This is a genomic window from Escherichia sp. 10290, from assembly GCF_030295155.1.
Classification (GTDB): domain Bacteria; phylum Pseudomonadota; class Gammaproteobacteria; order Enterobacterales; family Enterobacteriaceae; genus Escherichia; species Escherichia coli_F.
On the sequence record NZ_AP025741.1, the window covers coordinates 5416249 to 5437795 of the forward strand.

Consider the following 21547-nt stretch of genomic DNA (forward strand, 5'->3'; position numbering starts at 1 on the left):
AACGATGAGGCTAACCGTGGGTAAGCATCACTGGAAAGTAGAAAAACAGCCTGAGTGGTACGTGAAAGCTGTCAGAAAAACTATCGCGGCGTTGCCGGGGGGTTACGCTGAAGCTGCTGAGTGGCTGGATGTAACAGAGAACGCTTTATTCAACCGCCTTCGTGCAGATGGCGATCAGATTTTCCCGCTGGGATGGGCAATGATTTTACAGCGCGCGGCTGGCACTCACTACATTGCGGATGCTGTCGCACAGTCTGCTGGTGGGGTGTTTGTATCGCTTCCTGAAATTGAGGAAGTAGAGAACGCCGATATAAACCAGCGCCTGCTGGAAGTCATCGAACAGATCGGGAGTTACTCAAAGCAGATTCGTTCGGCAATCGAAGATGGGGTAGTGGAGCCACACGAGCAGACAGCAATTAATGATGAGTTGTATCTGTCAATTTCGAAGCTCCAGGAGCATGCAGCACTGGTCTACAAAATCTTTTGCGCTCCAGAAAAGAGTGACGCCCGCGAGTGTGCAGCTCCGGGCGTCGTGGCGTTTTGTGTCTGTGGAGAAACTAACGCATGAACAGTTTAACGGCAAATAACCATTTGTCGCAACAGCTGGTGGTCAGCGTCGCTGAACACCTGTTGTTACGGCATGAATGCAGATTACCAAATCTCCTGGCTGTAAGTAACCACAGAGAACTTTACCTGACTGTGGGGGGCGAGTTGTGCAGGAACTTAACCGCTGGTTTCGTGACGGAAGAGGACTTTATGTTCATGTTATTCGTTGGGAGCCAGAAACACAGCGCGTTATCTATCTTCGCAAAGACTACCCGCATGAGTGCTTTAGCCCTTTGTGGAAATTCAGGCGTGATTTTGTTGAGTGTGAAGGACCACCAGCACATTGATTCTGCCATTCCGGGACGTTACACTGTTCAGGCACCTTATAAAGCGGGTGCCGGGCGTGGAAACCCGGAATTCACCAAAGCGCACAACCGCGCTCTTGCGGTTTTTTTGTGTCATGAGCAGCATTACGCCCAAATTATGGTGGGGCGTGCAGGGCCAACTTCGGTTGGGCCGGGTTCTTTGGTGACCGGTATTTCCACCCCTGTACGTCTCACCACCAATAAGGTCGTGGAAAGCCTTGGTGGTGAGTTATTAAAAATCACCAAAGAGGCTGCCATCATGGCTACGATCCCAACCCTCACTCAACCTGAAATTGCCATCGTTGATGGTCAGGCTGTTACTTCATCCCTGGCTGTTGCCAACTTCTTCTCCAAACGTCATGACGATGTACTGAAAAAGATCCGCACGCTTGAATGCTCCGCATCATTCACTGCCCGCAATTTTTCGGTGAGTGATTACACCGATTGCACAGGCCGCAAACTACCTTGCTATCAAATAACCCGCGACGGTTTTGCGTTTCTTGCTATGGGTTTCACGGGTAAACGTGCTGCCCAGTTCAAAGAGGCATACATCAATGCCTTTAACCAGATGGAGAAACAGCTTTCAAAGCCCGCTGTACCGAGCGACGTTGCACATAACGCCAGCGTACTCTATTCCTACATTTCATCAATTCATCAGGTCTGGTTGCAGCAGCTTTATCCCATGCTGGAAAAAGCTGAATCACCGCTGGCTGTAAGTCTGTATGACCGAATTAACGATGCGGCATTTCTTGCCCGTCTTATTCATTCGTCGCTGAACTCTTCCGAGGTAAGGGGGCGCAAATGATCCGGAATATTTTCAAACGGTTTACCAATCAGACTTTCCGTTGTCCTCGACCGGGTCAGTGGTACACCACGCCTGCAGGGCATGTTCTACGTGTTAGCCTGGTTGACCGTGAATGTCAGAAGGTGATTTGTGAACCGCTGGGCCGTAATTACCGCGTCAGTATGCCGCTTATAGCCTTTCGCTCCGGAAAAAACATGAAGCATCTCGGAGGTGCAGCATGAGTATGGAGCTGATGGTTAAAGCGATGAAAATTCGAGTGGGTAATCCATTGCGAAAACTGGTTCTGATCAAGCTGGCTGATAATGCCAGCGATCAGGGTGAGTGCTGGCCCAGCTACCAGCATATTGCTGACCAGTGCGAGATTAGCAAACGTTCTGTGATGAATCATATTGCGGCCCTTTGTGAGTCCGGGCTGGTAAAAAAAGTCACCCGGAAAGGTGAAAAAGGTAACTCAAGTAATATCTATCTCCTTCATCTGGATGGTGCAGGAGATTCACTAGGGGGTAGTGCAAATAATTCACTATCTGGTGCAGCAAATTCACCAGGTAGTGCAGGAGTTGCACCAGGGGGTAGTGCAGGAGATTCACCCAGAACCAGTCACTCTTTTGAACCAGTCAAAGAACCAGTCAATGAACCAATAGCTGTTGGTGCATCAGTTGATGAGTCCGTGCGAGTTCGTTCAAACCGACCGGAATACTCTCCGGAGTTTGAGCAGGCATGGCTGGCATATCCCAAACGTGCTGGTGGCAATTCAAAATCTGCAGCCTTCAAAGCCTGGAAAGCCCGTTTGAATGAGGGAGTAAACCCCGAAACCATGCTGGAAGGTGTGAAACGCTACGCGGGCTGGGTATCTGCGATGGGTAACAGCGGCACACAATTTGTGAAACAGGCTGTCACGTTCTTTGGTCCGGATCGTCATTTCGAAGAATCCTGGGAAGTTCCTGCGGTATCTGCAGCCAGACGCGAGGACCCGTACTTCAAAGCCAGTTACGACAACGTGGACTACAGCCAGATCCCGGCAGGATTCAGGGGGGGATTATGAGTCTTTTGAATGAAGTTCAGAAATTCATTGAAGCCCATCCGGGGTGTACTTCCGGAGACATTGCGGATGCTTTTGCTGGTTACTCACGACAGCGCGTTCTGCAGTCAGCAAGCAAGTTACGTCAGAGTGGGCGTGTGGCTCACCGTTGTGAAGGAGATACACGCAGACATTTCCCACGCCTGACTGAGAGAGCGCAGGAGCCGGAACCACAACCAGTTCGTGAAACCAGACCTGTGCGCAATTTCTATGTCGGCACTAACGATCCACGGGTGATTTTGTGCCTGACCCGCCAGGCGGAAGAACTGGAGTCCAGGGGCTTATTTCGTCGTGCTGCAACCGTGTGGATGGCGGCATTCCGTGAAAGCCACTCCCTGCCAGAACGAAACAATTTTCTGGCGCGTCGTGAGCGGTGCTTACGGAAAAGTAGCAAGCGCGCTGCATCGGGTGAAGAGTGGTATCTGTCAGGGAATTACGTGGGGGCTTAATGAGTAATAAATATTGCCGGGCGCTGGTGGAACTGCGGAACAAACCAGCCCATGAACTGAAGGAAGTGGGCGATCAGTGGCGCACGCCGGGTAACATTTTCTGGGGAATTAACACCCTGTTTGGCCCGTTTGTCCTGGATCTGTTTACTGACGGTGATAACGCCAAATGTACCGCGTATTACACGGCGGAAGACAACGCGCTGGCGCATGACTGGTCAGAACGTCTTGCGGAGCTTAAAGGTGCTGCCTTTGGTAATCCCCCATACAGCCGCGCCAGTCAGCATGAGGGGCAATACATCACCGGCATGCGTTACATCATGAAACATGCCAGTGCCATGCGTGATAAAGGCGGGCGCTATGTTTTCCTGATCAAAGCTGCCACCAGCGAAGTGTGGTGGCCGGAAGATGCAGATCATATTGCTTTTATTCGCGGGCGTATTGGTTTTGAACTGCCTGCCTGGTTTATCCCGAAAGATGAGAAGCAGGTGCCGACAGGCGCTTTCTTCGCTGGTGCTATTGCTGTTTTCGACAGACCTGGAAGGGACCGGCAATCAGCTACATCGGGCGCGATGAACTTGAGGCATGTGGTGAGGCGTTTCTGGCGCAGGTTCGCCAGCAGGCGGAAAAACTGGTCAGGGAGATGGCGGCATGACGACGTTAACTCAATGCCAGCAGCAGGTGCTGGATATGCTGATTTCTTATCAGAAAGAACGTGGCTTCCCGCCAACCAATCAGGAGGTGGCAACCATGCTGGGATACCGTTCAGTGAATGCAGCGGTGGAGCATCTTCGCGCACTGGAGAAAAAAGGCGTCATCACGATAAAGCGTGGCGTGGCCCGGGGGATAACGCTTCATACTGCGATGAAGGACGACGACAGCGAGGCGGTCGGGATTATCCGCTCACTGCTTGCCGGTGAGGAAAACGCCAGGCTGCGTGCAACCCACTGGTTACATGAGAGGGGCCTGAAAGTATGAAGCTAATACTGCCTTTCCCGCCCAGCGTGAACACGTACTGGCGACACCCCAACAAAGGGGCGTTTGCTGGTAAGAGCCTGATAAGCGCGGCGGGGCGAAAATTCCAGAGCGCGGCGTGCGCAGCAATAGTTGAGCAGTTACGTCGTCTGCCGAAACCAACGTCGGCACCTGCTTCAGTGGAGATCGTGTTGTTTCCTCCGGATAACCGGATCCGCGATCTGGACAACTATAACAAGGCGCTGTTTGACGCCCTGACCCACGCGGGGGTGTGGGAAGACGACAGTCAGGTGAAAAGAATGCTGGTGGAGTGGGGACCGGTTATCCCGGAAGGTAAGGTCGAGATCACTATCAGTAAGTACGAAAAAGCGAGTTGCAAATTAGCAACTCGGTAACGGAATTGAGCAACACCCTAAATTTGGGTATTACCTCGTTAAAGATACTGTATTTATGAACAGTGTATCCTTGATAACTATTAAAAATCGCAGTAAGTTCATCTTGCATCAACGAAAAGGGAGTGCAGTCCCGAAATTTGTGGAGAAACCAATGAATCAGTTGCTTGTAATTGATGGCGTTTCTGTGCGCCAGTACTTTGAATCTAACTACTGTCTTAACGACCTTCAGAAAGCTGCTCTTCTTGCCGCTGGTGAGAATCGCTCCTCCCGTTCGCTGGAAGTTCACGAGTTTATGCGTCGTCCTGAAACGAAGGCTCTTGTGGAATTACTGGAAGAAGAAACTACGGGAGATTCCCGTAGTATTCCTGTCATCACCATTCAGGGGCGCAATGGTGGGACGTATGTCTGTAAAGAGCTGGTCTATGCATATGCAATGTGGATCAGCCCGGCATTCAGCTTAAAAGTGATACGTACTTTTGATGCGCTTCATAATTCATCACCAGAAGAAACCACATCCGACAAAATTAAATCCGGGGTCATTCTGCTTGAATCAGCAGCAAAGACTCTAAATCTGTCAAACTCCTCGAAACTTGGTGCATACCAGAAATTATCAAAGGTAGCAGGTCTTCCTGAACTTATGCCGATCTATGCCATTGATGCACCTGCTGATGCGCCAGATGGTTCAAGCCGCCCTACGCTGTCGCTGAGTGCACTGCTGAAGCAGTATGGTATCCGCCTGACGGCTAATCAGGCATATCACCAGATGGCGAAGCTGGGGATCGTTGAACAACGCGAACGATACAGCCGTACCGCGATTAACAACATCAAAAAATTCTGGTCGCTGACGGCGAAAGGCTGCATGTTCGGCAAGAACATCACCAGTCCTGCAAATCCGCGCGAGACGCAGCCGCATTTCTTCGAATCCCGATTCCCTGAGCTGTTAAAGCTGCTCGATACCGTTCACTGATGGGAGGCGTGGAGCATGCGAATTACACCACCCCATCTGCAGCCAGTTTTATCCAGGGTTAAACGTTTTGTTGAACGAATGCCGGAAGGCGCAACACTGACCCAGATATCACAGAAAGTGCAGGCGTACAGTCTGCTGAATAAAAGGGATAAGGAGATACTCATTGGCATTATCCGCGACAGTGGACTTCTGGTCGTTGCGAATGATGGAAGAACTACAACGTTACATCATCCTAAATTTGGACATCAGGCAGTAAATAGTGAAATACCAGTAAAAACAGAGGAACCCGTTGTGATTAAAAAGACCGTTACTCCGGATGAATTACGCAGGCATGCTGAGGAGCTGATCAGGGCTGCGGAAGAAGCAGAGAAGAAATTTAATGATCGTGCGGAAATTAAAAAGCAACTGGATCCTCTGAAACTGGAAATCCTCCAGGCGTATGGAATGGCAAGTCGTAAATTTGATGAGTTTGTTGATGCTATGGCGGATATGGGGAAAGCGGTACAGAAACTGAAACAGATTGTGCTGTGAGGTTCTACGTTGAGAGCACTACTGACCCCTGAAATTGCCCCACGTATGGGGATCGTATTGTTCAGACCCGGTTCAGAGCTGATGCCCCTGTTTATGCAGGGGCGTGTCCTGCTGGAGCCTGAGCCGGAACGTTATTCATCTTTTGCCAGTGGTGCCGTTCCGGCGGCATCACAACCGCTGGCGGATGATCCTGCCGTTCGGGCTATGTTCCGCAATGAGGCGGTAATCCGTCGTGCTGGTGGCGTGGAATGTCTTGAAAGCTGGTTACTTCGTGAAAAAGGCTGCCAGTGGCCTCATTCCGACTGGCACAGCGAGAATATGACCACAATGCGACACGCTCCGGGCGCAATCCGTCTGTGCTGGCACTGCGATAACCAGCTGCGCGATCAGTTCACGGAACGGCTGGAATCAATGGCAACGGATAACTGTGCCCGGTGGGTGTTATCTGTCGTGCGTCGGGATCTCGGTTTTGATGATAGTCACGTTGTGACAATGCCGGAACTGTGCTGGTGGCTGGCTCGTAATGACCTGGCGGATGCCTTACCGGAAAGTGCAGCCCGTAAGGCACTGAGATTACCGACGCCTGTTGTGCCGTCTGTCACCCGGGAGTGTGACCTTGTGCCTTCGGTTCCTGCCACCAGCATCATCCAGGATAAAGCGAAAAAGGTGCTGGCGCTGAAAGTGGATCCGGAGTCGCCGGAGTCTTTTATGTTACGCCCCAAACGTCGCCGCTGGGTTAATGAAAAGTACACGCGCTGGGTTAAGACACAGCCGTGTGCATGTTGTGGAAAGCCTGCTGATGATCCCCACCACCTGATAGGTCACGGTCAGGGTGGAATGGGAACAAAAGCGCATGACCTTTTTGTGTTGCCTTTGTGCAGAAAGCATCACGACGAGCTGCATGCGGATACCGTGGCATTTGAAGAGAAGTATGGCTCCCAGCTGGAGCTGATATTTCGTTTTATCGATCGTGCGCTGGCAATTGGCGTTCTGGCCTGATTTTGTGGAGAAAGTTGATGCGTGATATTCAAATGGTTCTTGAACGTTGGGGGGCATGGGTGGCAAATAATCACGAGGATGTCACCTGGTCGTCTATTGCTGCAGGATTTAAAGGACTAATCCCTTCAAAAGTAAAATCCCGCCCGCAATGTTGTGACGATGACGCGATGATCATTTGTGGGTGCATGGCTCGCCTGAAAAAGAACAACAGCGATTTGCACGATTTATTAGTGGATTATTATGTAGGTGGTATGACGTTTATGGCGCTTGCCCGTAAACATGGGCGTTCTGATTGCTGGGTTGGGCGTTTATTGCAAAAGGCTGAAGGTGTAGTTGATGGCATGTTAATGATGTTAGAAATTGAGCTAGAGATGGATCGTTAGAAGATCTCTTATTGAGGGGGTAATTGAATCAGTTTAATGTGTGGGGAGTCGATTTATTTCTCCCCATTTTATTTAATTAATTTACTTAAGGTTTTAATTCATCAAGACGTTGTTGGATAGTGTTTTTGCTTGCGTTGTCTGTTATAGCCATTTGTTGTACTTGCCCCATTGCCATTTGAGTTTCCATCCACATATCGGCCCACACTTTTGTATCGTTATTAACTTGAGCGATAGTAAATCTGACTTTTGATACCGGGGTTGTTGAATAGGCATTGCCGATTAACATTTGTCCAAAAACAGCAGACCCGCCTTCCAGTTCTTTACCACATATAACACTGCTGTTATCCGCGTTGTAAATTATCAACCCTCTACTATTGCAGTAATTCACAAGGGCATCTTTGACTTTATCTTTTGTCGTATTTTGATAAACCCCCTCAGGTTTTCCTGATTGAGTTTTCTTTATCAATGGTACGGAAGAAGTACAACCTGAAATGATAGTTGCGCTAAGTAATAATACAGTCATTTTATTCATGTTTCTTATCCATTGTTAAGGGCATACCTACACAATTATTTTTATTGGAGATGAATAATCAACCGTTTACAATCGTAAAAAATCAAATATGCTGTTAAGAGTGGTTACTTCGCCACACAACTTAAACCCGCCGCTGAGCGGTTTTTTTGTACCTGTAAACTTGGTGCAGTACAGTAAACACGCTGGTGGTCGTGAATACTGACTTTTTATCTTGCTGGCTTTTTAGACAAGAGTTATTGGTATGTCATGTTAACCAGAAGGGAAAAAACATGCTAAAACAGCAAGATATGACAGAAACCGCCGCCGCAGTCCTTCATTTCTTACCTGCTGACAAGTGGGTAACGCCACGCATGATGACGAGAACTACCGGAGTAAGCGAAGTCCGGTGCCAGTTAATACTGACTCAGTTAGTTCTGGCGGGTCTGGCGAAGGATAACGGCGGGTACGGGAATAAATTCAGACGCTGCCAGTAATGGCGGTTTCCTGCTGTGAAAATGGGCGGCTGGTGGGTGTTGGTAGCACCTGCCAGCCATTCGCTCATGCTTACTGGTCACAAGCGAACCACGGCCCACTGCTTTAGCGCAAAAGCAGAGTGAGCCTACCAGAGTTACGCTTACTGATCCATGAAAAATACTGTAAAAATAAACAGTGTTGATTTAATCAACGCTGATTGCCTGCATTTTATTCAGTCCCTGCCTGATGATTCCATTGACCTGATTGTTACCGATCCGCCTTACTTCAAGGTGAAACCCAACGGTTGGGACAATCAGTGGAAAGGGGACGAAGATTATCTTAAGTGGCTGGACCACTGTCTGGCCCAGTTCTGGCGGGTGTTGAAACCTGCCGGAAGCCTTTACCTGTTCTGTGGGCATCGCCTGGCATCTGATATTGAGATCATGATGCGTGAACGTTTCAACGTGCTTAACCATATCATCTGGGCGAAGCCGTCCGGACGTTGGAATGGGTGTAATAAAGAAAGTCTGCGCGCATATTTTCCTGCCACAGAGCGCGTTCTGTTTGCTGAACATTACCAGGGGCCATATCGCGGCAAAAGTGACGGCTATGCGGCAAAAGAAAGGGAACTCAAACAGCACATAATGGCACCGCTGATATCGTATTTCAGGGATGCTCGTGCCGAACTGGGAATAACGTCAAAACAGATAGCGGAAGCCACCGGAAAGAAAAACATGGCTTCGCACTGGTTTGGTACCAGTCAGTGGCAGTTACCGAACGAAGCTGATTACAACAAATTGCAGGCGTTGTTTGCGCGTGTTGCAGCAGAAAAACATCAGCGCGGTGAACTGGAGCAGCCACACCACCAGCTGGTCAGCACATACAGTGAACTGAACCGGCAGTATACGGAACTGCTGAGAGAATATAAAAATTTGCGGCGGTATTTCGGTGTGACTGTGCAGGTGCCGTACACCGATGTGTGGATGCATAAACCGGTGCAGTACTATCCCGGGAAACATCCGTGCGAAAAACCGGCAGAAATGTTGCAGCAGATAATCAGCGCAAGCAGTCGTCCGGGAGATCTGGTTGCAGATTTTTTCATGGGGTCGGGTTCGACGGTCAAAGCATCGATGGCGCTGGGACGTCGTGCAATTGGCGTTGAGCTGGAGACTGAGCGTTTTGAGCAGACGGTCAAGGAAGTTCAGGATTTAGTCAGTCAGAACGGATGATATTGCAGAATTAGTTACGTACCGTTATTATCCTGCGCCCGGCCCTTTAGCTCAGTGGTGAGAGTGAGCGACTCATAATCGCCAGGTCGCTGGTTCAAATCCAGCAGGGCCACCATAACGTACCGCCATTAGCTCATCAGGAAGAGCAGACGACACGATAACAGGGTTGTTGGTGCGGGGTTCGAGTCCTCGATGGCGGTCCATTATCTGCATCATGCGTTGTTAGCTCAGTCGGACAGAGCAATTGCCTTCTAAGCAATCGGTCACTGGTTCGAATCCAGTACAACGCGCCATACTTATTTTCCTGGCTCGCTTTTGCGGGCCTTTTTTGTATCCGCGCCACGCCCGGCGTATATCAAAAACCACAGAGCTTTTCAGGGGGGAGCTTACGGGATGGTCAGTGTGACTTTCTCTGTGGGCTGGTCCCCGCAGGGCGCAGGCTCACCCACTAAAAGGAAAAGTCACGATGTTTGGTATTTTCAAAAAGAAAACCCGCAGAGCAGCAACTGAAATTAAAAAGTTTGAGAAACGCGATCTGGCACAGGCGGTTATTAATGCTGCCTACCTAGTGGCCTATGCAGATGGTGAATGTGAGACTTCAGAGAAAGCGAAGATCGAACAGGTATTACGTAACCAGCCAGCGTTGTCCACGTTTACGTCAGAAATTAATGCCATCAGTGCCACGATCACAGGTCAGCTTGACACCAATTTTAAAATTGGTCGTCGTGCAGCGTTGCGTGAAATTGAAGATGTGAAACACGATACGCGTGAAGCGGAAGATGTGCTGGATGTGGCGGTGGCCATTGCTGAAGCAGATGGTGAAATTGAGCCGGAAGAGCGTAAGGTTCTGGAAGAGATTGCTGGTGTTCTTGGCCTGCGACTGGAGAACCACCTGTGACGGTAAAACTGCGTCTGGCCGCTGTGGCACTCCTGCTGTTTCTGGTGGTGATGGTGGATTTCACCAGCAGGATCATGTCGGTGCTGGCGGATGGAGTGCTGGTGGTCGGTATTGTGGTGGTGCTTTTTCCTTTGGTGAAAAAGGACATGCCAGGTAGTTAACCGGGTATCAGTTACGCCCCGAAAATTTTAAATGTCTCACAATTCAGCCAGTTGACAGTTGCCTGTCAGACTGAGCATTTGTTAAAAAAATTTCGCATGGTGAATCCCCCTGTGCGGAGGGGCAATCAGCAAGTAGGTATATGGGATAATTGCGGATTCAGGTGCTGATACTGAATTCACCGGGAGGCACCCGGCACCATGCAGGTAAGCAGTGTAAATGTTTACATAAGCAAATCCCCTCACCGGAGGGGATTTTTTACGCCCAAAAATTCCGCGTATGGTGTTGAGATTGAAAGCCTGGTGCTGGAGATAAATGTACCGACATCATAATAAAAAAAACGCCAGCACAGAAGAGAACGGGAAAACGAGTCTGACGCTGGCGTGGGGATATTCCCCGTGGAGAAATGATATGTAACACATATCGGGAGTATTTTTATATAAAAATGATAACCATTGTCAATCATAACGGTCAGGAATGATGACGTTTATGCATCAGAGCCATCAGTAATTAACGGGTGGCTTTTTTATTGTTGTCAGTTTCCGGATAACGGGAGACGGGGTATGTACCAGATGGAAAAAATCACAACAGGTGTGTCATACACCACGTCAGCGGTGGGGACGGGATACTGGTTACTGCAGCTGCTGGACAAAGTCTCTCCGTCCCAGTGGGTGGCGATAGGTGTGCTGGGGAGTCTGCTGTTTGGCCTGCTGACGTACCTGACTAACCTGTATTTCAAAATCAGAGAGGACCGGCGTAAGGCGGCGCGGGGAGAGTAGACGATGAACCATGAAGAAATGAATCAGCGCATAAGTTGCCTGGAAAATGAAATCACTGAACTGAATAAAAAACTGTCGGTGCTGATGGTTTCTGAAGATGAAAAAAACGCCGCGATGAGCAGGAAGCAGCGTTTTACGATGATTGCATCAAAATTGCTCGCAGGACCTTTGAGAAGATTTTGCAGGAAAAGTTTTTACCGACCGCATTGTCAGAAAAGTACTCCATTACAGTTAAAAGTGCCGGAGAGGAAGGCAATAAACGTTATTTTATTGCGTCTGCACCGGATAAAGACCAGGCATGGGGGGGGAATCGGCCATCTTTTATTGTGACAAGCGATGACTGGAATATCACGATCCGTGAAGATGGAAAAGTAACACCAGCATCGCACCAGCACAGTGAGGCGCTCATTGAATTTGCCATTGATTACCTGAAGAACAATAAAAAGCAGGGACTAATGAAGCGCATTGGTCGTTGCATGGGATATCTGCAGGTAGCTGCTGAGATTGAAGCGCTGGCCAGTGGTGCGGACAAGGATGCAGTTGTGCGGGAGGCTCTTCTTCGTGATTTTGATAATCCACCCTTTAAAAAAGTGCCTGCTTACTGGTTTCATCCAGGACTGACTTATCTTAAAGGACGTATATAAGCTGGCTCGTTATCTGTTGCCGGATAATCGACGGAAGATGCGTTCTTTTTGTGATTTGGCGTAATGATGATCCCACTCACATTCAAGGTAGTTTAATTCTTCGTTTAACCAGTCATTTATATTGTCTTTCAGACGTAGAAGCATGGCTGGTGTTAATATTCTGGACATAATGTCGAGAGTTGGTGGTGTGAGGTGTCCATACGGCTCAGCCTGAATGGATTTTACTGCTTTGTGGTTTTGCTGAATGAGTTTAAGGAATGCTGATTTAAATTGTTCATTCATGGCCTGCATGCAGGCGGTATATTTATGTTCATCGTTATACATTGCTAAATCCTCGACGGGAATTGTCAGATATATTTCAGCCATCAGGTAAAACACCAGTGCCCACCACTGGCAGGCTGAAGACTTAACATATCCAGGGATTCGGAACCGATAAATCCTGATAAATATCCATGAACACCAAAATCAAATACGGTCTGTCGGCTGCCGTTCTGGCGCTGATTGCCGCAGGTGCGCCTGCGCCTGAAATCCTCGACCAGTTTCTGGATGAAAAGGAAGGTAACCACACCACGGCATACCGTGATGGTGCGGGGATCTGGACCATCTGCCGTGGAGCCACCCGGGTGGATGGTAAGCCTGTTATTCCTGGCATGAAGCTGTCAAAGGAAAAATGCGACCGGGTTAACGCCATTGAACGTGATAAGGCGCTGGCATGGGTGGCGAAAAACATCAAAGTGCCACTGACTGAACCCCAGAAAGCGGGGATCGCGTCATTCTGCCCGTATAACATTGGCCCCGGTAAGTGTTTCCCGTCGACGTTTTATAAACGAATTAATGCAGGCGATCGCAGGGGAGCGTGTGAAGCGATTCGCTGGTGGATTAAGGACGGTGGCAGAGACTGCCGTATCCGCTCAAACAACTGTTACGGTCAGATATCCCGTCGTGACCAGGAGAGCGCGCTGGCGTGCTGGGGAATCGACAGATAAGCAGAATATTTTGCTGAAAAATGACGTTGACCAACGCGGACGGATAACACGAAATCCTGCGAACTGGCAAAACCTAAGTGAATAAAAGTAAAACCCCGTTTGTTGGCAGCAAGCGGGGTTTTGTGTTTCTGACCTTGGATAAGGCAAGGGAGAACATGGAAAAGTATAAACGAATTCTGTTGAGGTTGACTATGAAAAACGGCCTTGAACTGAAAGCGCCTGTAACTGATGACATCAGCAGAGCGCTGGCTTTTGCTATTAAGTGGGTGGCGGTCGGTATTGCTGTGTCTCCGATGCTGTATGGGCTGGCAAAACTGGTCATTGCGTTGAAATCGTGAAGAGGATTAAGCATGTCAGACAAGCTCATAACGCTGGCGAAGATCCTCTGTGTAATCGTCGGCATTTCATTTTCACTAATGCTGGTTGCTCTTAGGCTGGATGATGTTGTCTTCGTCGGGGATGATGGGGTGAGGGGGATATGAACCGTGTTCTGTGTGTGGTGATTATTGTCCTGCTGGTAGCCTGTGGTGCGCTTGGTCTGGGGCTGAATCATTACCGCGATAACGCCATCACCTACAAAGCGCAGCGCGATAAAAAAGTCAGAGAGCTGGAGCTGGCGAACGCGACAATTACTGATATGCAGATACGCCAGCGTGATGTCGCTGCACTTGATGCCAGATACTCGAGGGAATTAGCCGATGCGAGAGCTGAAAATGAAACTCTGCGTGCTGATGTTGCCGCTGGTCGTAAGCGCCTGCGGATCAACGCCACCTGCTCCGGTACCGTGCGTGAAGCCACCGGCACCTCCGGCGTGGATAATGCAACCGGCCCCCGACTGGCAGACACAGTTGAACGGGATTATTTCACTCTCAGAGAGCGGTTGATGATGATGCAGAAGCAGCTGGAAGGGGCGCAGGAATATATCCGCACTCAGTGTATTAACTAGTATTTTTGTTATCCGGAGAATGCATGAAGAAATTACTGGTAACCGTAAAGCCTTTTCAGGGAACAATTCTGTTCCGTATTTTGCAGCGTGGTCGTGTTCTTGTTGAAGGTTCGTTCAGTGGTAAATGTACGCAATTACACTCCCGGATCTTTCAGGTGAATGCCACGAATGAAGAGCTAACCGTTGAGTGTACGATGAATGCCGCTAAATGCCGCATGGTATCGGCTGCATTACAGCCAGTGTGTTGAGCGACCTTATTATCCATGCGCGGTATTGTCGCCGTATTCCCGTATTAACAGAGACCGTAGCCCGACAGGGAGACTCCTCTGCGCGAGTGTGCGGGGATAATCAAAAACGATACACACCGGGGTTTACTGCGTTAACGGAGCGCGGCGTTGTCCCCTCATAGTCGCCTGGCCGGTGCGATGGTGGAAGAAACCGGAAATTTATTCAATAAAAAAACCTGCCGGGTTGTTACGGCAGGTTATGGCACATGCAGAAGAGAATGTTGTTGTTATGACGAATTTTTTATCAGATTTTAATGCAAGTATTCAATTCGAAATAACCGAGCCTGAATTACAATATATGTTATGAATTATTCTCTTATTTTTTGAGCCATTCAACAAGACTGGCATGGAGCAGTTACCCGATCTCCATAAAGGAATAACAGGAAATATCTTATTATTAAGCATTTCTGAATAATAAATGAGGTCGCTGGATTAATATATTGTCTTTTTAACTGGAGTTGCGGTAGTTTTGCCCGATGTTTTTTGATGACTTATTATTTATTCTTATGCAATATGCGATTTTAAGTATGTTAAGTCTTTATCGGATTGTTTATGTAAGCACGATGGTTAAATTTTATGATTCTCTGCCGTCTGACATGGATTGAATTTGCTCATTATTTGACTGGGTGAATACATCATAAAATGAAAACGGGGCAACTGCACTCGCAGGCTCTTTGTCAGTGTCGCTGGTGTGTTTTGGGGCTGATAACGATGAAGACCTCTCCCGGAGGAGATTCAGACATACCTGCACAAAGCCTGAATTGAAAAGCAACAGTTATAATGTGCAGTGCGGTGGGGATGAAAAATATGTGAGCATAATCAAAAAAACTGCTGTGTTGGAGCACAGCAGTAAAGGTACTGATAAGGGTAGAAGATTATTATTGTTATTCTTTTTTATTTTATATGACGGATGATTTCAATTCGGAATAAATACGACTAATAACTGCGACTTTTTGTAAATTCAGCAATATAAAGAAATGGTTATATGAACAGTTATCACAGAGCAGACGGTGTATCATTCTTTGTTACAGTTAACTGACGGGCACATTTTATGTCTGCTGCCAGCCTCCGGCGACAGGCTTCAATAACCCATGCCGAAAAGTTGCCGGAGCCTTTATGCTCAAGGGCGATATTGATCTGCTCAATCATGTGATTGGGAAAACGGATGTTACGGGTTGTTGTTTTGCTGGTTTTGTTCTTCGATGACATTGTCTTTTTCCATATTCACGGCAGTGTTCTGTATTGTCCAAAGATGTTTTTACTTAAATTTGATGCAGATCAATTAATGCATTGAGACCGAACTCATTATTTGTCCTCTTTCATGGTGAACTTGTCGGTTGAGATAACTTTTATTTAATTGATAATTATTATCATTTTAGGGTCCTTTCTGGCGATCCGGCCTGTTACGGGGCGGCGACCTCGCGGGTTTTCGCTATTTATGAAAATTTTCCGGTTTAAGGCATTTCCGTTCTTCTTCGTCGTAACTTAATGTTTTTATTTAAAATACCCCCTGAAAAGAAAGGAAACGACAGGTGCTGAAAACGAGCTTTTGGGCCTCTGTCGTTTCCTTTCTCTGTTTTTGGCCGTGGAATGAACAATGGAAGTCAACAAAAAGCAGCTGGCTGACATTTTCGGTGCGAGTATCCGTACCATTCAGAACTGGCAGGAACAGGGAATGCCCGTTCTGCGAGGCGGTGGCAAGGGTAATGAGGTGCTTTATGACTCTGCCGCCGTTATAAAATGGTATGCCGAAAGGGATGCTGAAATTGAGAACGAAAAGCTGCGCCGGGAGGTTGAAGAACTGCGGCAGGCCAGCGAGGCAGATCTCCAGCCAGGGACTATTGAGTACGAACGCCATCGACTTACGCGTGCGCAGGCCGACGCACAGGAACTGAAGAATGCCAGAGACTCCGCTGAAGTGGTGGAAACCGCATTCTGTACTTTCGTGCTGTCGCGGATCGCAGGTGAAATTGCCAGTATTCTCGACGGGATCCCCCTGTCGTTGCAGCGGCGTTTTCCGGAACTGGAAAACCGACATGTTGATTTCCTGAAACGGGATATCATCAAAGCCATGAACAAAGCAGCTGCGCTGGATGAACTGATACCGGGGTTGCTGAGTGAATATATCGAACAGTCAGGTTAACAGGCTGCGGCATTTTGTCCGCGCCGGGCTTCGCTCACTGTTCAGGCCGGAGCCACAGACCGCCGTTGAATGGGCGGATACCAATTACTATCTCCCGAAAGAATCCGCATACCAGGAAGGGCGCTGGGAAACACTGCCCTTTCAGCGGGCCATCATGAATGCGATGGGCAGCGACTACATCCGTGAGGTGAATGTGGTGAAGTCTGCCCGTGTCGGTTATTCCAAAATGCTGCTGGGTGTTTATGCCTACTTCATAGAGCATAAGCAGCGCAACACCCTTATCTGGTTGCCGACGGATGGTGATGCCGAGAACTTTATGAAAACCCACGTTGAGCCGACCATCCGCGATATTCCGTCGCTGCTGGCGCTGGCCCCGTGGTATGGCAAAAAGCACCGGGATAACACGCTCACCATGAAGCGTTTCACCAATGGGCGTGGTTTCTGGTGCCTGGGCGGTAAAGCGGCAAAAAACTACCGTGAAAAGTCAGTGGATGTGGCGGGTTATGATGAACTTGCTGCCTTTGATGATGATATTGAACAGGAAGGCTCTCCGACGTTCCTGGGTGACAAGCGTATTGAAGGCTCGGTCTGGCCAAAGTCCATCCGTGGCTCCACGCCCAAAGTGAGAGGCACCTGTCAGATTGAGCGTGCAGCCAGTGAATCCCCGCATTTTATGCGTTTTCATGTTGCCTGCCCGCACTGCGGGGAGGAGCAGTACCTTAAATTTGGCGATAAAGAGACGCCGTTTGGCCTCAAATGGACGCCGGATGATCCCTCCAGCGTGTTTTATCTCTGCGAACATAATGCCTGCGTCATCCGCCAGCAGGAGCTGGACTTCACTGATGCCCGTTATATCTGCGAAAAGACCGGGATCTGGACCCGTGATGGCATTCTCTGGTTTTCGTCATCCGGTGAAGAGATTGAGCCGCCGGACAGTGTGACCTTTCACATCTGGACGGCGTACAGTCCGTTCACCACTTGGGTGCAGATTGTCAAAGACTGGATGAAAACGAAAGGGGATACGGGAAAACGTAAAACCTTCGTGAACACCACGCTCGGTGAGACGTGGGAAGCGAAAATCGGCGAACGTCCGGATGCTGAAGTGATGGCAGAGCGGAAAGAGCATTATTCAGCGCCCGTTCCTGACCGTGTGGCTTACCTGACCGCCGGTATCGACTCCCAGCTGGACCGCTACGAAATGCGCGTATGGGGATGGGGGCCAGGTGAGGAAAGCTGGCTGATTGACCGGCAGATTATTATGGGCCGCCACGACGATGAACAGACGCTGCTGCGTGTGGATGAGGCCATCAATAAAACCTATACCCGCCGGAATGGTGCAGAAATGTCGGTATCCCGTATCTGCTGGGATATTGGGGGCATTGACCCGACCATTGTGTATGAACGCTCGAAAAAGCATGGGCTGTTCCGGGTGATCCCCATTAAAGGGGCATCCGTCTACGGTAAGCCTGTGGCCAGCATGCCACGTAAGCGAAACAAAAACGGGGTTTACCTTACCGAAATCGGTACGGATACCGCGAAAGAGCAGATTTATAACCGCTTCACACTGACGCCGGAAGGGGATGAACCGCTTCCCGGTGCCGTTCACTTCCCGAATAACCCGGATATTTTTGATCTGACCGAAGCGCAGCAGCTGACTGCTGAAGAGCAGGTCGAAAAATGGGTGGATGGCAGGAAAAAAATACTGTGGGACAGCAAAAAGCGACGCAATGAGGCACTCGACTGCTTCGTTTATGCGCTGGCGGCGCTGCGCATCAGTATTTCCCGCTGGCAGCTGGATCTCAGTGCGCTGCTGGCGAGCCTGCAGGAAGAGGATGGTGCAGCAACCAACAAGAAAACACTGGCAGATTACGCCCGTGCCTTATCCGGAGAGGATGAATGACGCGACAGGAAGAACTTGCCGCTGCCCGTGCGGCACTGCATGACCTGATGACAGGAAAACGGGTGGCAACAGTACAGAAAGACGGACGAAGGGTGGAGTTTACGACCACTTCCGTGTCTGACCTGAAAAAATATATTGCAGAGCTGGAAGTGCAGACCGGCATGACACAGCGACGCAGGGGACCTGCAGGATTTTATGTATGAAAACGCCCACCATTCCCACCCTTCTGGGGCCGGACGGCATGACATCGCTGCGCGAATATGCCGGTTATCACGGCGGTGGCAGCGGATTTTGTGGGCAGTTGCGGGCGTGGAACCCACCGGGTGAAAGTGTGGATGCAGCCCTGCTGCCCAACTTTACCCGTGGCAATGCCCGCGCAGACGATCTGGTACGCAATAACGGCTATGCCGCCAACGCCATCCAGCTGCATCAGGATCATATCGTCGGGTCTTTTTTCCGGCTCAGTCATCGCCCAAGCTGGCGCTATCTGGGCATCGGGGAGGAAGAAGCCCGTGCCTTTTCCCGCGAGGTTGAAGCGGCATGGAAAGAGTTCGCCGAAGATGACTGCTGCTGCATTGACGTTGAGCGAAAACGCACGTTTACCATGATGATTCGTGAAGGTGTGGCCATGCATGCCTTTAACGGTGAGCTGTTCGTTCAGGCCACCTGGGATACCAGTTCGTCGCGGCTTTTCCGGACACAGTTCCGGATGGTCAGCCCGAAGCGTATCAGCAACCCGAACAATACCGGCGACAGCCGGAACTGCCGTGCCGGTGTGCAGATTAATGACAGCGGTGCGGCGCTGGGATATTACGTCAGCGAGGACGGCTATCCTGGCTGGATGCCGCAGAAATGGACATGGATACCCCGTGAGTTACCCGGCGGTCGTGCCTCGTTCATTCACGTCTTTGAACCCGTGGAGGACGGGCAGACCCGCGGTGCAAATGTGTTTTACAGCGTGATGGAGCAGATGAAGATGCTCGACACGCTGCAGAACACGCAGTTGCAGAGCGCCATTGTGAAGGCGATGTATGCCGCCACCATTGAGAGTGAGCTGGATACGCAGTCAGCGATGGATTTTATTCTGGGCGCGAACAGTCAGGAGCAGCGGGAAAGGCTGACCGGCTGGATTGGTGAAATTGCCGCGTATTACGCCGCAGCACCGGTCCGTCTGGGAGGCGCAAAAGTGCCGCACCTGATGCCGGGGGACTCACTGAACCTGCAGACGGCTCAGGACACGGATAACGGCTACTCCGTGTTTGAGCAGTCACTGTTGCGGTATATCGCTGCCGGGCTGGGTGTCTCGTATGAGCAGCTTTCCCGGAATTACGCCCAGATGAGCTACTCCACGGCACGGGCCAGTGCGAACGAGTCGTGGGCGTACTTTATGGGGCGGCGAAAATTCGTCGCATCCCGTCAGGCGAGCCAGATGTTTCTGTGCTGGCTGGAAGAGGCCATTGTTCGCCGCGTGGTGACGTTACCTTCAAAAGCGCGCTTCAGTTTTCAGGAAGCCCGCAGTGCCTGGGGGAACTGCGACTGGATAGGCTCCGGTCGTATGGCCATCGATGGTCTGAAAGAAGTTCAGGAAGCGGTGATGCTGATAGAAGCCGGGCTGAGTACCTACGAGAAAGAGTGTGCAAAACGCGGCGATGACTATCAGGAAATTTTTGCCCAGCAGGTCCGTGAAACGATGGAGCGCCGCGCAGCTGGTCTTAAACCGCCCGCCTGGGCGGCTGCGGCATTTGAATCCGGGCTGCGACAATCAACAGAGGAGGAGAAGAGTGACAGCAGAGCTGCGTAATCTCCCGCATATTGCCAGCATGGCCTTTAATGAGCCGCTGATGCTTGAACCCGCCTATGCGCGGGTTTTCTTTTGTGCGCTTGCTGGCCAGCTTGGGATCAGCCGCCTGACGGATGCGGTGTCCGGTGACAGCCTGGCTGCCGGAGAGGCACCCGCGACGCTGGCGTTATCCGGTGATGATGACGGACCACGACAGGCCCGCAGTTATCAGGTCATGAACGGCATCGCCGTGCTGCCGGTGTCCGGCACGCTGGTCAGCCGGACGCGGGCGCTGCAGCCGTATTCGGGGATGACCGGTTACAACGGCATTATCGCCCGTCTGCAACAGGCTGCCAGCGACCCGATGGTGGCCGGCATTCTGCTCGATATGGATACGCCAGGCGGGATGGTGGCAGGGGCATTTGACTGCGCTGACATCATCGCCCGTGTGCGTGACATAAAGCCGGTATGGGCGCTGGCCAACGACATGAACTGCAGTGCAGGTCAGTTGCTTGCCAGCGCCGCCTCCCGACGTCTGGTCACGCAGACCGCCCGGACAGGCTCCATCGGCGTCATGATGGCTCACAGTAATTACGGCGCTGCGCTGGAGAAACAGGGCGTGGAAATCACGCTGATTTACAGCGGCAGCCATAAGGTGGATGGCAACCCCTACAGCCATCTACCGGATGATGTCCGGGAAACACTGCAGTCCCGGATGGATGCAACCCGCCGGATGTTTGCACAGAAGGTGTCGGCATATACCGGCCTGTCCGTGCAGGCTGTGCTGGATACCGAGGCTGCAGTGTACAGCGGTCAGGAGGCCATTGATGCCGGACTGGCTGATGAACTTGTTAACAGCACCGATGCGATCACCGTCATGCGTGATGCACTGGATGCACGTAAATCCCGTCTCTCAGGAGGGCGAATGACCAAAGAGACTCAATCAACAACTGTTTCAGCCACTGCTTCGCAGGCTGACATCACCAGCGTGGAGCCAGCGAAGGAGGGCGAGAACGCCAGCGCGGCGCAGCCGGACGTGAACGCGCAGATCACCGCAGCGGTTGCGGCAGAAAACAGCCGCATTATGGGGATCCTCAACTGTGAGGAGGCTCACGGACGCGAAGAACAGGCTCGCGTGCTGGCAGAAACCCCCGGTATGACCGTGGAAACGGCCCGCCGCATTCTGGCCGCAGCACCACAGAGTGCACAGGCGCGCAGTGACACTGCGCTGGATCGTCTGATGCAGGGGGCACCGGCACCGCTGGCTGCAGGTAACCCGGCATCTGATGCCGTTAACGATTTGCTGAACACACCAGTGTAA

General features: G+C 50.6%; 29 protein-coding genes, 3 tRNA genes and 2 pseudogenes. 31 read left to right on the forward strand and 3 right to left on the reverse strand.

Annotation, left to right across the window (positions count from 1 at the left end; genetic code table 11):
• Nucleotides 1–16: 16 nt before the first annotated feature.
• The 12 genes and pseudogenes from ymfL to QUE74_RS26930 all read left to right on the forward strand — a co-directional run bounded on the left by ymfL (nt 17) and on the right by QUE74_RS26930 (nt 7490).
• Nucleotides 17–568: a protein YmfL gene (gene ymfL, locus QUE74_RS26870; RefSeq protein WP_000515860.1), complete on the forward strand. Its 552-nt coding sequence runs from the start codon at nt 17–19 to the stop codon at nt 566–568.
• Nucleotides 565–1716: a Rha family phage regulatory protein gene (locus QUE74_RS26880; RefSeq protein ID WP_001087304.1), complete on the forward strand. Its 1152-nt coding sequence runs from the start codon at nt 565–567 to the stop codon at nt 1714–1716. The genes ymfL and QUE74_RS26880 overlap by 4 nt, the downstream gene beginning before the upstream one ends.
• The gene (locus QUE74_RS26885; RefSeq protein WP_000620696.1) at nt 1713–1937 is read left to right on the forward strand and encodes a hypothetical protein; all 225 of its coding nucleotides are present in this window, start codon (nt 1713–1715) and stop codon (nt 1935–1937) included. Before QUE74_RS26880 ends, QUE74_RS26885 begins: the two co-directional genes overlap by 4 nt.
• Nucleotides 1934–2758 carry a helix-turn-helix domain-containing protein gene (locus QUE74_RS26890; protein WP_000061530.1) on the forward strand — a complete coding sequence of 275 codons (825 nt, stop codon included), beginning with the start codon at nt 1934–1936 and terminating at the stop codon, nt 2756–2758. Before QUE74_RS26885 ends, QUE74_RS26890 begins: the two co-directional genes overlap by 4 nt.
• Nucleotides 2755–3243: a PerC family transcriptional regulator gene (locus QUE74_RS26895; protein WP_000055024.1), complete on the forward strand. Its 489-nt coding sequence runs from the start codon at nt 2755–2757 to the stop codon at nt 3241–3243. The genes QUE74_RS26890 and QUE74_RS26895 overlap by 4 nt, the downstream gene beginning before the upstream one ends.
• A pseudogene (locus QUE74_RS26900) lies at nt 3243–3895 on the forward strand (phage N-6-adenine-methyltransferase). Before QUE74_RS26895 ends, QUE74_RS26900 begins: the two are co-directional and overlap by 1 nt.
• On the forward strand, nt 3892–4218 hold the full coding sequence (locus tag QUE74_RS26905; protein ID WP_000210144.1) for a LexA family protein: 327 nt from the start codon (nt 3892–3894) through the stop codon (nt 4216–4218). The pseudogene QUE74_RS26900 and the gene QUE74_RS26905 overlap by 4 nt, the downstream one beginning before the upstream one ends.
• Nucleotides 4215–4610 (forward strand): RusA family crossover junction endodeoxyribonuclease, encoded by a 396-nt coding sequence (locus tag QUE74_RS26910; RefSeq protein ID WP_000767110.1) that lies wholly within the window; start codon nt 4215–4217, stop codon nt 4608–4610. Before QUE74_RS26905 ends, QUE74_RS26910 begins: the two co-directional genes overlap by 4 nt.
• Nucleotides 4611–4761: 151 nt before the next feature.
• Entirely contained in the window at nt 4762–5577 is an 816-nt protein-coding gene (locus QUE74_RS26915) for a KilA-N domain-containing protein (protein WP_001072669.1), read from the forward strand.
• 15 nt (nt 5578–5592) lie between these two features.
• Complete coding sequence (locus tag QUE74_RS26920) at nt 5593–6108, forward strand: hypothetical protein (RefSeq protein WP_001223333.1); 516 nt, start codon at nt 5593–5595, stop codon at nt 6106–6108.
• A gap of 9 nt (nt 6109–6117) precedes the next feature.
• Complete coding sequence (locus tag QUE74_RS26925; protein WP_001202270.1) at nt 6118–7107, forward strand: DUF968 domain-containing protein; 990 nt, start codon at nt 6118–6120, stop codon at nt 7105–7107.
• A gap of 17 nt (nt 7108–7124) precedes the next feature.
• Nucleotides 7125–7490: an antiterminator Q family protein gene (locus tag QUE74_RS26930; protein ID WP_001204819.1), complete on the forward strand. Its 366-nt coding sequence runs from the start codon at nt 7125–7127 to the stop codon at nt 7488–7490.
• Nucleotides 7491–7575: 85 nt separating this feature from the next.
• On the opposite strand, the gene QUE74_RS26935 is transcribed toward QUE74_RS26930, so the two are convergent.
• The gene (locus tag QUE74_RS26935; RefSeq protein WP_001038608.1) at nt 7576–8022 is read right to left on the reverse strand and encodes a hypothetical protein; all 447 of its coding nucleotides are present in this window, start codon (nt 8020–8022) and stop codon (nt 7576–7578) included.
• 269 nt (nt 8023–8291) lie between these two features.
• Between QUE74_RS26935 and QUE74_RS26940 the strand changes: the two genes are divergently transcribed.
• The 9 genes and pseudogenes from QUE74_RS26940 (at nt 8292) to QUE74_RS26985 (ending at nt 12184) form a co-directional block, all read left to right on the forward strand.
• Entirely contained in the window at nt 8292–8495 is a 204-nt protein-coding gene (locus QUE74_RS26940; protein ID WP_000917725.1) for a hypothetical protein, read from the forward strand.
• 150 nt (nt 8496–8645) lie between these two features.
• Nucleotides 8646–9704: a DNA-methyltransferase gene (locus QUE74_RS26945; RefSeq protein ID WP_000799665.1), complete on the forward strand. Its 1059-nt coding sequence runs from the start codon at nt 8646–8648 to the stop codon at nt 9702–9704.
• Nucleotides 9705–9744: 40 nt separating this feature from the next.
• A tRNA-Ile gene (locus QUE74_RS26950) sits at nt 9745–9819 on the forward strand.
• A gap of 7 nt (nt 9820–9826) precedes the next feature.
• Nucleotides 9827–9907 (forward strand) — tRNA-OTHER (locus tag QUE74_RS26955).
• 13 nt (nt 9908–9920) lie between these two features.
• A tRNA-Arg gene (locus QUE74_RS26960) sits at nt 9921–9997 on the forward strand.
• A 173-nt stretch (nt 9998–10170) separates the two neighbouring features.
• The gene (locus QUE74_RS26965) at nt 10171–10602 is read left to right on the forward strand and encodes a tellurite resistance TerB family protein (RefSeq protein ID WP_001355126.1); all 432 of its coding nucleotides are present in this window, start codon (nt 10171–10173) and stop codon (nt 10600–10602) included.
• Nucleotides 10599–10763, forward strand: coding sequence for a DUF3927 family protein (locus QUE74_RS26970; RefSeq protein WP_000216624.1), 165 nt, complete (start codon nt 10599–10601; stop codon nt 10761–10763). The genes QUE74_RS26965 and QUE74_RS26970 overlap by 4 nt, the downstream gene beginning before the upstream one ends.
• Before the next feature lie 561 nt (nt 10764–11324).
• The gene (locus QUE74_RS26980) at nt 11325–11540 is read left to right on the forward strand and encodes a class II holin family protein (protein WP_000284518.1); all 216 of its coding nucleotides are present in this window, start codon (nt 11325–11327) and stop codon (nt 11538–11540) included.
• A 3-nt stretch (nt 11541–11543) separates the two neighbouring features.
• A pseudogene (locus QUE74_RS26985) lies at nt 11544–12184 on the forward strand (hypothetical protein).
• A gap of 9 nt (nt 12185–12193) precedes the next feature.
• On the opposite strand, the gene QUE74_RS26990 reads toward QUE74_RS26985, so the two are convergent.
• Entirely contained in the window at nt 12194–12550 is a 357-nt protein-coding gene (locus QUE74_RS26990; RefSeq protein ID WP_000818213.1) for a hypothetical protein, read from the reverse strand.
• 86 nt (nt 12551–12636) lie between these two features.
• Between QUE74_RS26990 and QUE74_RS26995 the strand changes: the two genes are divergently transcribed.
• The 5 genes from QUE74_RS26995 (at nt 12637) to QUE74_RS27015 (ending at nt 14364) form a co-directional block, all read left to right on the forward strand.
• Nucleotides 12637–13170, forward strand: a complete 534-nt coding sequence (locus QUE74_RS26995) for a lysozyme (protein WP_001092885.1) — start codon at nt 12637–12639, stop codon at nt 13168–13170.
• Between the two features lie 155 nt (nt 13171–13325).
• Nucleotides 13326–13508, forward strand: a complete 183-nt coding sequence (locus QUE74_RS27000; RefSeq protein WP_052834940.1) for a hypothetical protein — start codon at nt 13326–13328, stop codon at nt 13506–13508.
• Nucleotides 13509–13520: 12 nt separating this feature from the next.
• Nucleotides 13521–13652 carry a hypothetical protein gene (locus QUE74_RS27005; RefSeq protein WP_420056221.1) on the forward strand — a complete coding sequence of 44 codons (132 nt, stop codon included), beginning with the start codon at nt 13521–13523 and terminating at the stop codon, nt 13650–13652.
• A complete protein-coding gene (locus QUE74_RS29675; RefSeq protein WP_001082614.1) occupies nt 13649–14116 on the forward strand; it encodes a lysis protein in 468 nt (155 codons plus the stop codon). The genes QUE74_RS27005 and QUE74_RS29675 overlap by 4 nt, the downstream gene beginning before the upstream one ends.
• Nucleotides 14117–14139: 23 nt before the next feature.
• On the forward strand, nt 14140–14364 hold the full coding sequence (locus tag QUE74_RS27015; RefSeq protein WP_000735650.1) for a hypothetical protein: 225 nt from the start codon (nt 14140–14142) through the stop codon (nt 14362–14364).
• A 1035-nt stretch (nt 14365–15399) separates the two neighbouring features.
• On the opposite strand, the gene QUE74_RS27020 is transcribed toward QUE74_RS27015, so the two are convergent.
• Nucleotides 15400–15612, reverse strand: a complete 213-nt coding sequence (locus tag QUE74_RS27020; protein WP_000095729.1) for a YlcI/YnfO family protein — start codon at nt 15610–15612, stop codon at nt 15400–15402.
• 388 nt (nt 15613–16000) lie between these two features.
• Here QUE74_RS27020 and QUE74_RS27025 point away from each other — a divergent pair, with 388 nt between their 5' ends.
• The 5 genes from QUE74_RS27025 to QUE74_RS27045 are packed head-to-tail and all read left to right on the forward strand — an operon-like array spanning nt 16001 to nt 21547.
• A complete protein-coding gene (locus tag QUE74_RS27025) occupies nt 16001–16546 on the forward strand; it encodes a DNA-packaging protein (RefSeq protein ID WP_000453574.1) in 546 nt (181 codons plus the stop codon).
• On the forward strand, nt 16521–18446 hold the full coding sequence (locus tag QUE74_RS27030) for a phage terminase large subunit family protein (protein WP_001027382.1): 1926 nt from the start codon (nt 16521–16523) through the stop codon (nt 18444–18446). The genes QUE74_RS27025 and QUE74_RS27030 overlap by 26 nt, the downstream gene beginning before the upstream one ends.
• Nucleotides 18443–18649: a phage head-tail joining protein gene (locus QUE74_RS27035; protein WP_000198153.1), complete on the forward strand. Its 207-nt coding sequence runs from the start codon at nt 18443–18445 to the stop codon at nt 18647–18649. Before QUE74_RS27030 ends, QUE74_RS27035 begins: the two co-directional genes overlap by 4 nt.
• Complete coding sequence (locus tag QUE74_RS27040) at nt 18646–20247, forward strand: phage portal protein (RefSeq protein ID WP_064236932.1); 1602 nt, start codon at nt 18646–18648, stop codon at nt 20245–20247. The genes QUE74_RS27035 and QUE74_RS27040 overlap by 4 nt, the downstream gene beginning before the upstream one ends.
• The gene (locus tag QUE74_RS27045) at nt 20228–21547 is read left to right on the forward strand and encodes a S49 family peptidase (protein WP_000123223.1); all 1320 of its coding nucleotides are present in this window, start codon (nt 20228–20230) and stop codon (nt 21545–21547) included. The genes QUE74_RS27040 and QUE74_RS27045 overlap by 20 nt, the downstream gene beginning before the upstream one ends.

Excerpts from the sequence above, each read along its gene's own strand:
- QUE74_RS26980 (WP_000284518.1), top strand. The coding sequence starts at position 11,325 with ATGTACCAGATGGAAAAAATCACAACAGGTGTGTCATACACCACGTCA.
- QUE74_RS27040 (WP_064236932.1), top strand. The coding sequence starts at position 18,646 with ATGAAAACGCCCACCATTCCCACCCTTCTGGGGCCGGACGGCATGACA.
- QUE74_RS26990 (WP_000818213.1), bottom strand. The coding sequence starts at position 12,550 with ATGGCTGAAATATATCTGACAATTCCCGTCGAGGATTTAGCAATGTAT.
- QUE74_RS26920 (WP_001223333.1), top strand. The coding sequence starts at position 5,593 with ATGCGAATTACACCACCCCATCTGCAGCCAGTTTTATCCAGGGTTAAA.
- QUE74_RS26940 (WP_000917725.1), top strand. The coding sequence starts at position 8,292 with ATGCTAAAACAGCAAGATATGACAGAAACCGCCGCCGCAGTCCTTCAT.
- QUE74_RS26935 (WP_001038608.1), bottom strand. The coding sequence starts at position 8,022 with ATGAATAAAATGACTGTATTATTACTTAGCGCAACTATCATTTCAGGT.
- QUE74_RS26895 (WP_000055024.1), top strand. The coding sequence starts at position 2,755 with ATGAGTCTTTTGAATGAAGTTCAGAAATTCATTGAAGCCCATCCGGGG.
- QUE74_RS27020 (WP_000095729.1), bottom strand. The coding sequence starts at position 15,612 with ATGTCATCGAAGAACAAAACCAGCAAAACAACAACCCGTAACATCCGT.
- QUE74_RS27000 (WP_052834940.1), top strand. The coding sequence starts at position 13,326 with ATGGAAAAGTATAAACGAATTCTGTTGAGGTTGACTATGAAAAACGGC.
- QUE74_RS26995 (WP_001092885.1), top strand. The coding sequence starts at position 12,637 with ATGAACACCAAAATCAAATACGGTCTGTCGGCTGCCGTTCTGGCGCTG.
- QUE74_RS26880 (WP_001087304.1), top strand. The coding sequence starts at position 565 with ATGAACAGTTTAACGGCAAATAACCATTTGTCGCAACAGCTGGTGGTC.
- QUE74_RS26915 (WP_001072669.1), top strand. The coding sequence starts at position 4,762 with ATGAATCAGTTGCTTGTAATTGATGGCGTTTCTGTGCGCCAGTACTTT.
- QUE74_RS26910 (WP_000767110.1), top strand. The coding sequence starts at position 4,215 with ATGAAGCTAATACTGCCTTTCCCGCCCAGCGTGAACACGTACTGGCGA.
- QUE74_RS27005 (WP_420056221.1), top strand. The coding sequence starts at position 13,521 with ATGTCAGACAAGCTCATAACGCTGGCGAAGATCCTCTGTGTAATCGTC.
- QUE74_RS26930 (WP_001204819.1), top strand. The coding sequence starts at position 7,125 with ATGCGTGATATTCAAATGGTTCTTGAACGTTGGGGGGCATGGGTGGCA.
- QUE74_RS26945 (WP_000799665.1), top strand. The coding sequence starts at position 8,646 with ATGAAAAATACTGTAAAAATAAACAGTGTTGATTTAATCAACGCTGAT.
- QUE74_RS26885 (WP_000620696.1), top strand. The coding sequence starts at position 1,713 with ATGATCCGGAATATTTTCAAACGGTTTACCAATCAGACTTTCCGTTGT.
- QUE74_RS27035 (WP_000198153.1), top strand. The coding sequence starts at position 18,443 with ATGACGCGACAGGAAGAACTTGCCGCTGCCCGTGCGGCACTGCATGAC.
- QUE74_RS29675 (WP_001082614.1), top strand. The coding sequence starts at position 13,649 with ATGAACCGTGTTCTGTGTGTGGTGATTATTGTCCTGCTGGTAGCCTGT.
- QUE74_RS26890 (WP_000061530.1), top strand. The coding sequence starts at position 1,934 with ATGAGTATGGAGCTGATGGTTAAAGCGATGAAAATTCGAGTGGGTAAT.
- QUE74_RS26905 (WP_000210144.1), top strand. The coding sequence starts at position 3,892 with ATGACGACGTTAACTCAATGCCAGCAGCAGGTGCTGGATATGCTGATT.
- QUE74_RS27025 (WP_000453574.1), top strand. The coding sequence starts at position 16,001 with ATGGAAGTCAACAAAAAGCAGCTGGCTGACATTTTCGGTGCGAGTATC.
- QUE74_RS27015 (WP_000735650.1), top strand. The coding sequence starts at position 14,140 with ATGAAGAAATTACTGGTAACCGTAAAGCCTTTTCAGGGAACAATTCTG.
- QUE74_RS26965 (WP_001355126.1), top strand. The coding sequence starts at position 10,171 with ATGTTTGGTATTTTCAAAAAGAAAACCCGCAGAGCAGCAACTGAAATT.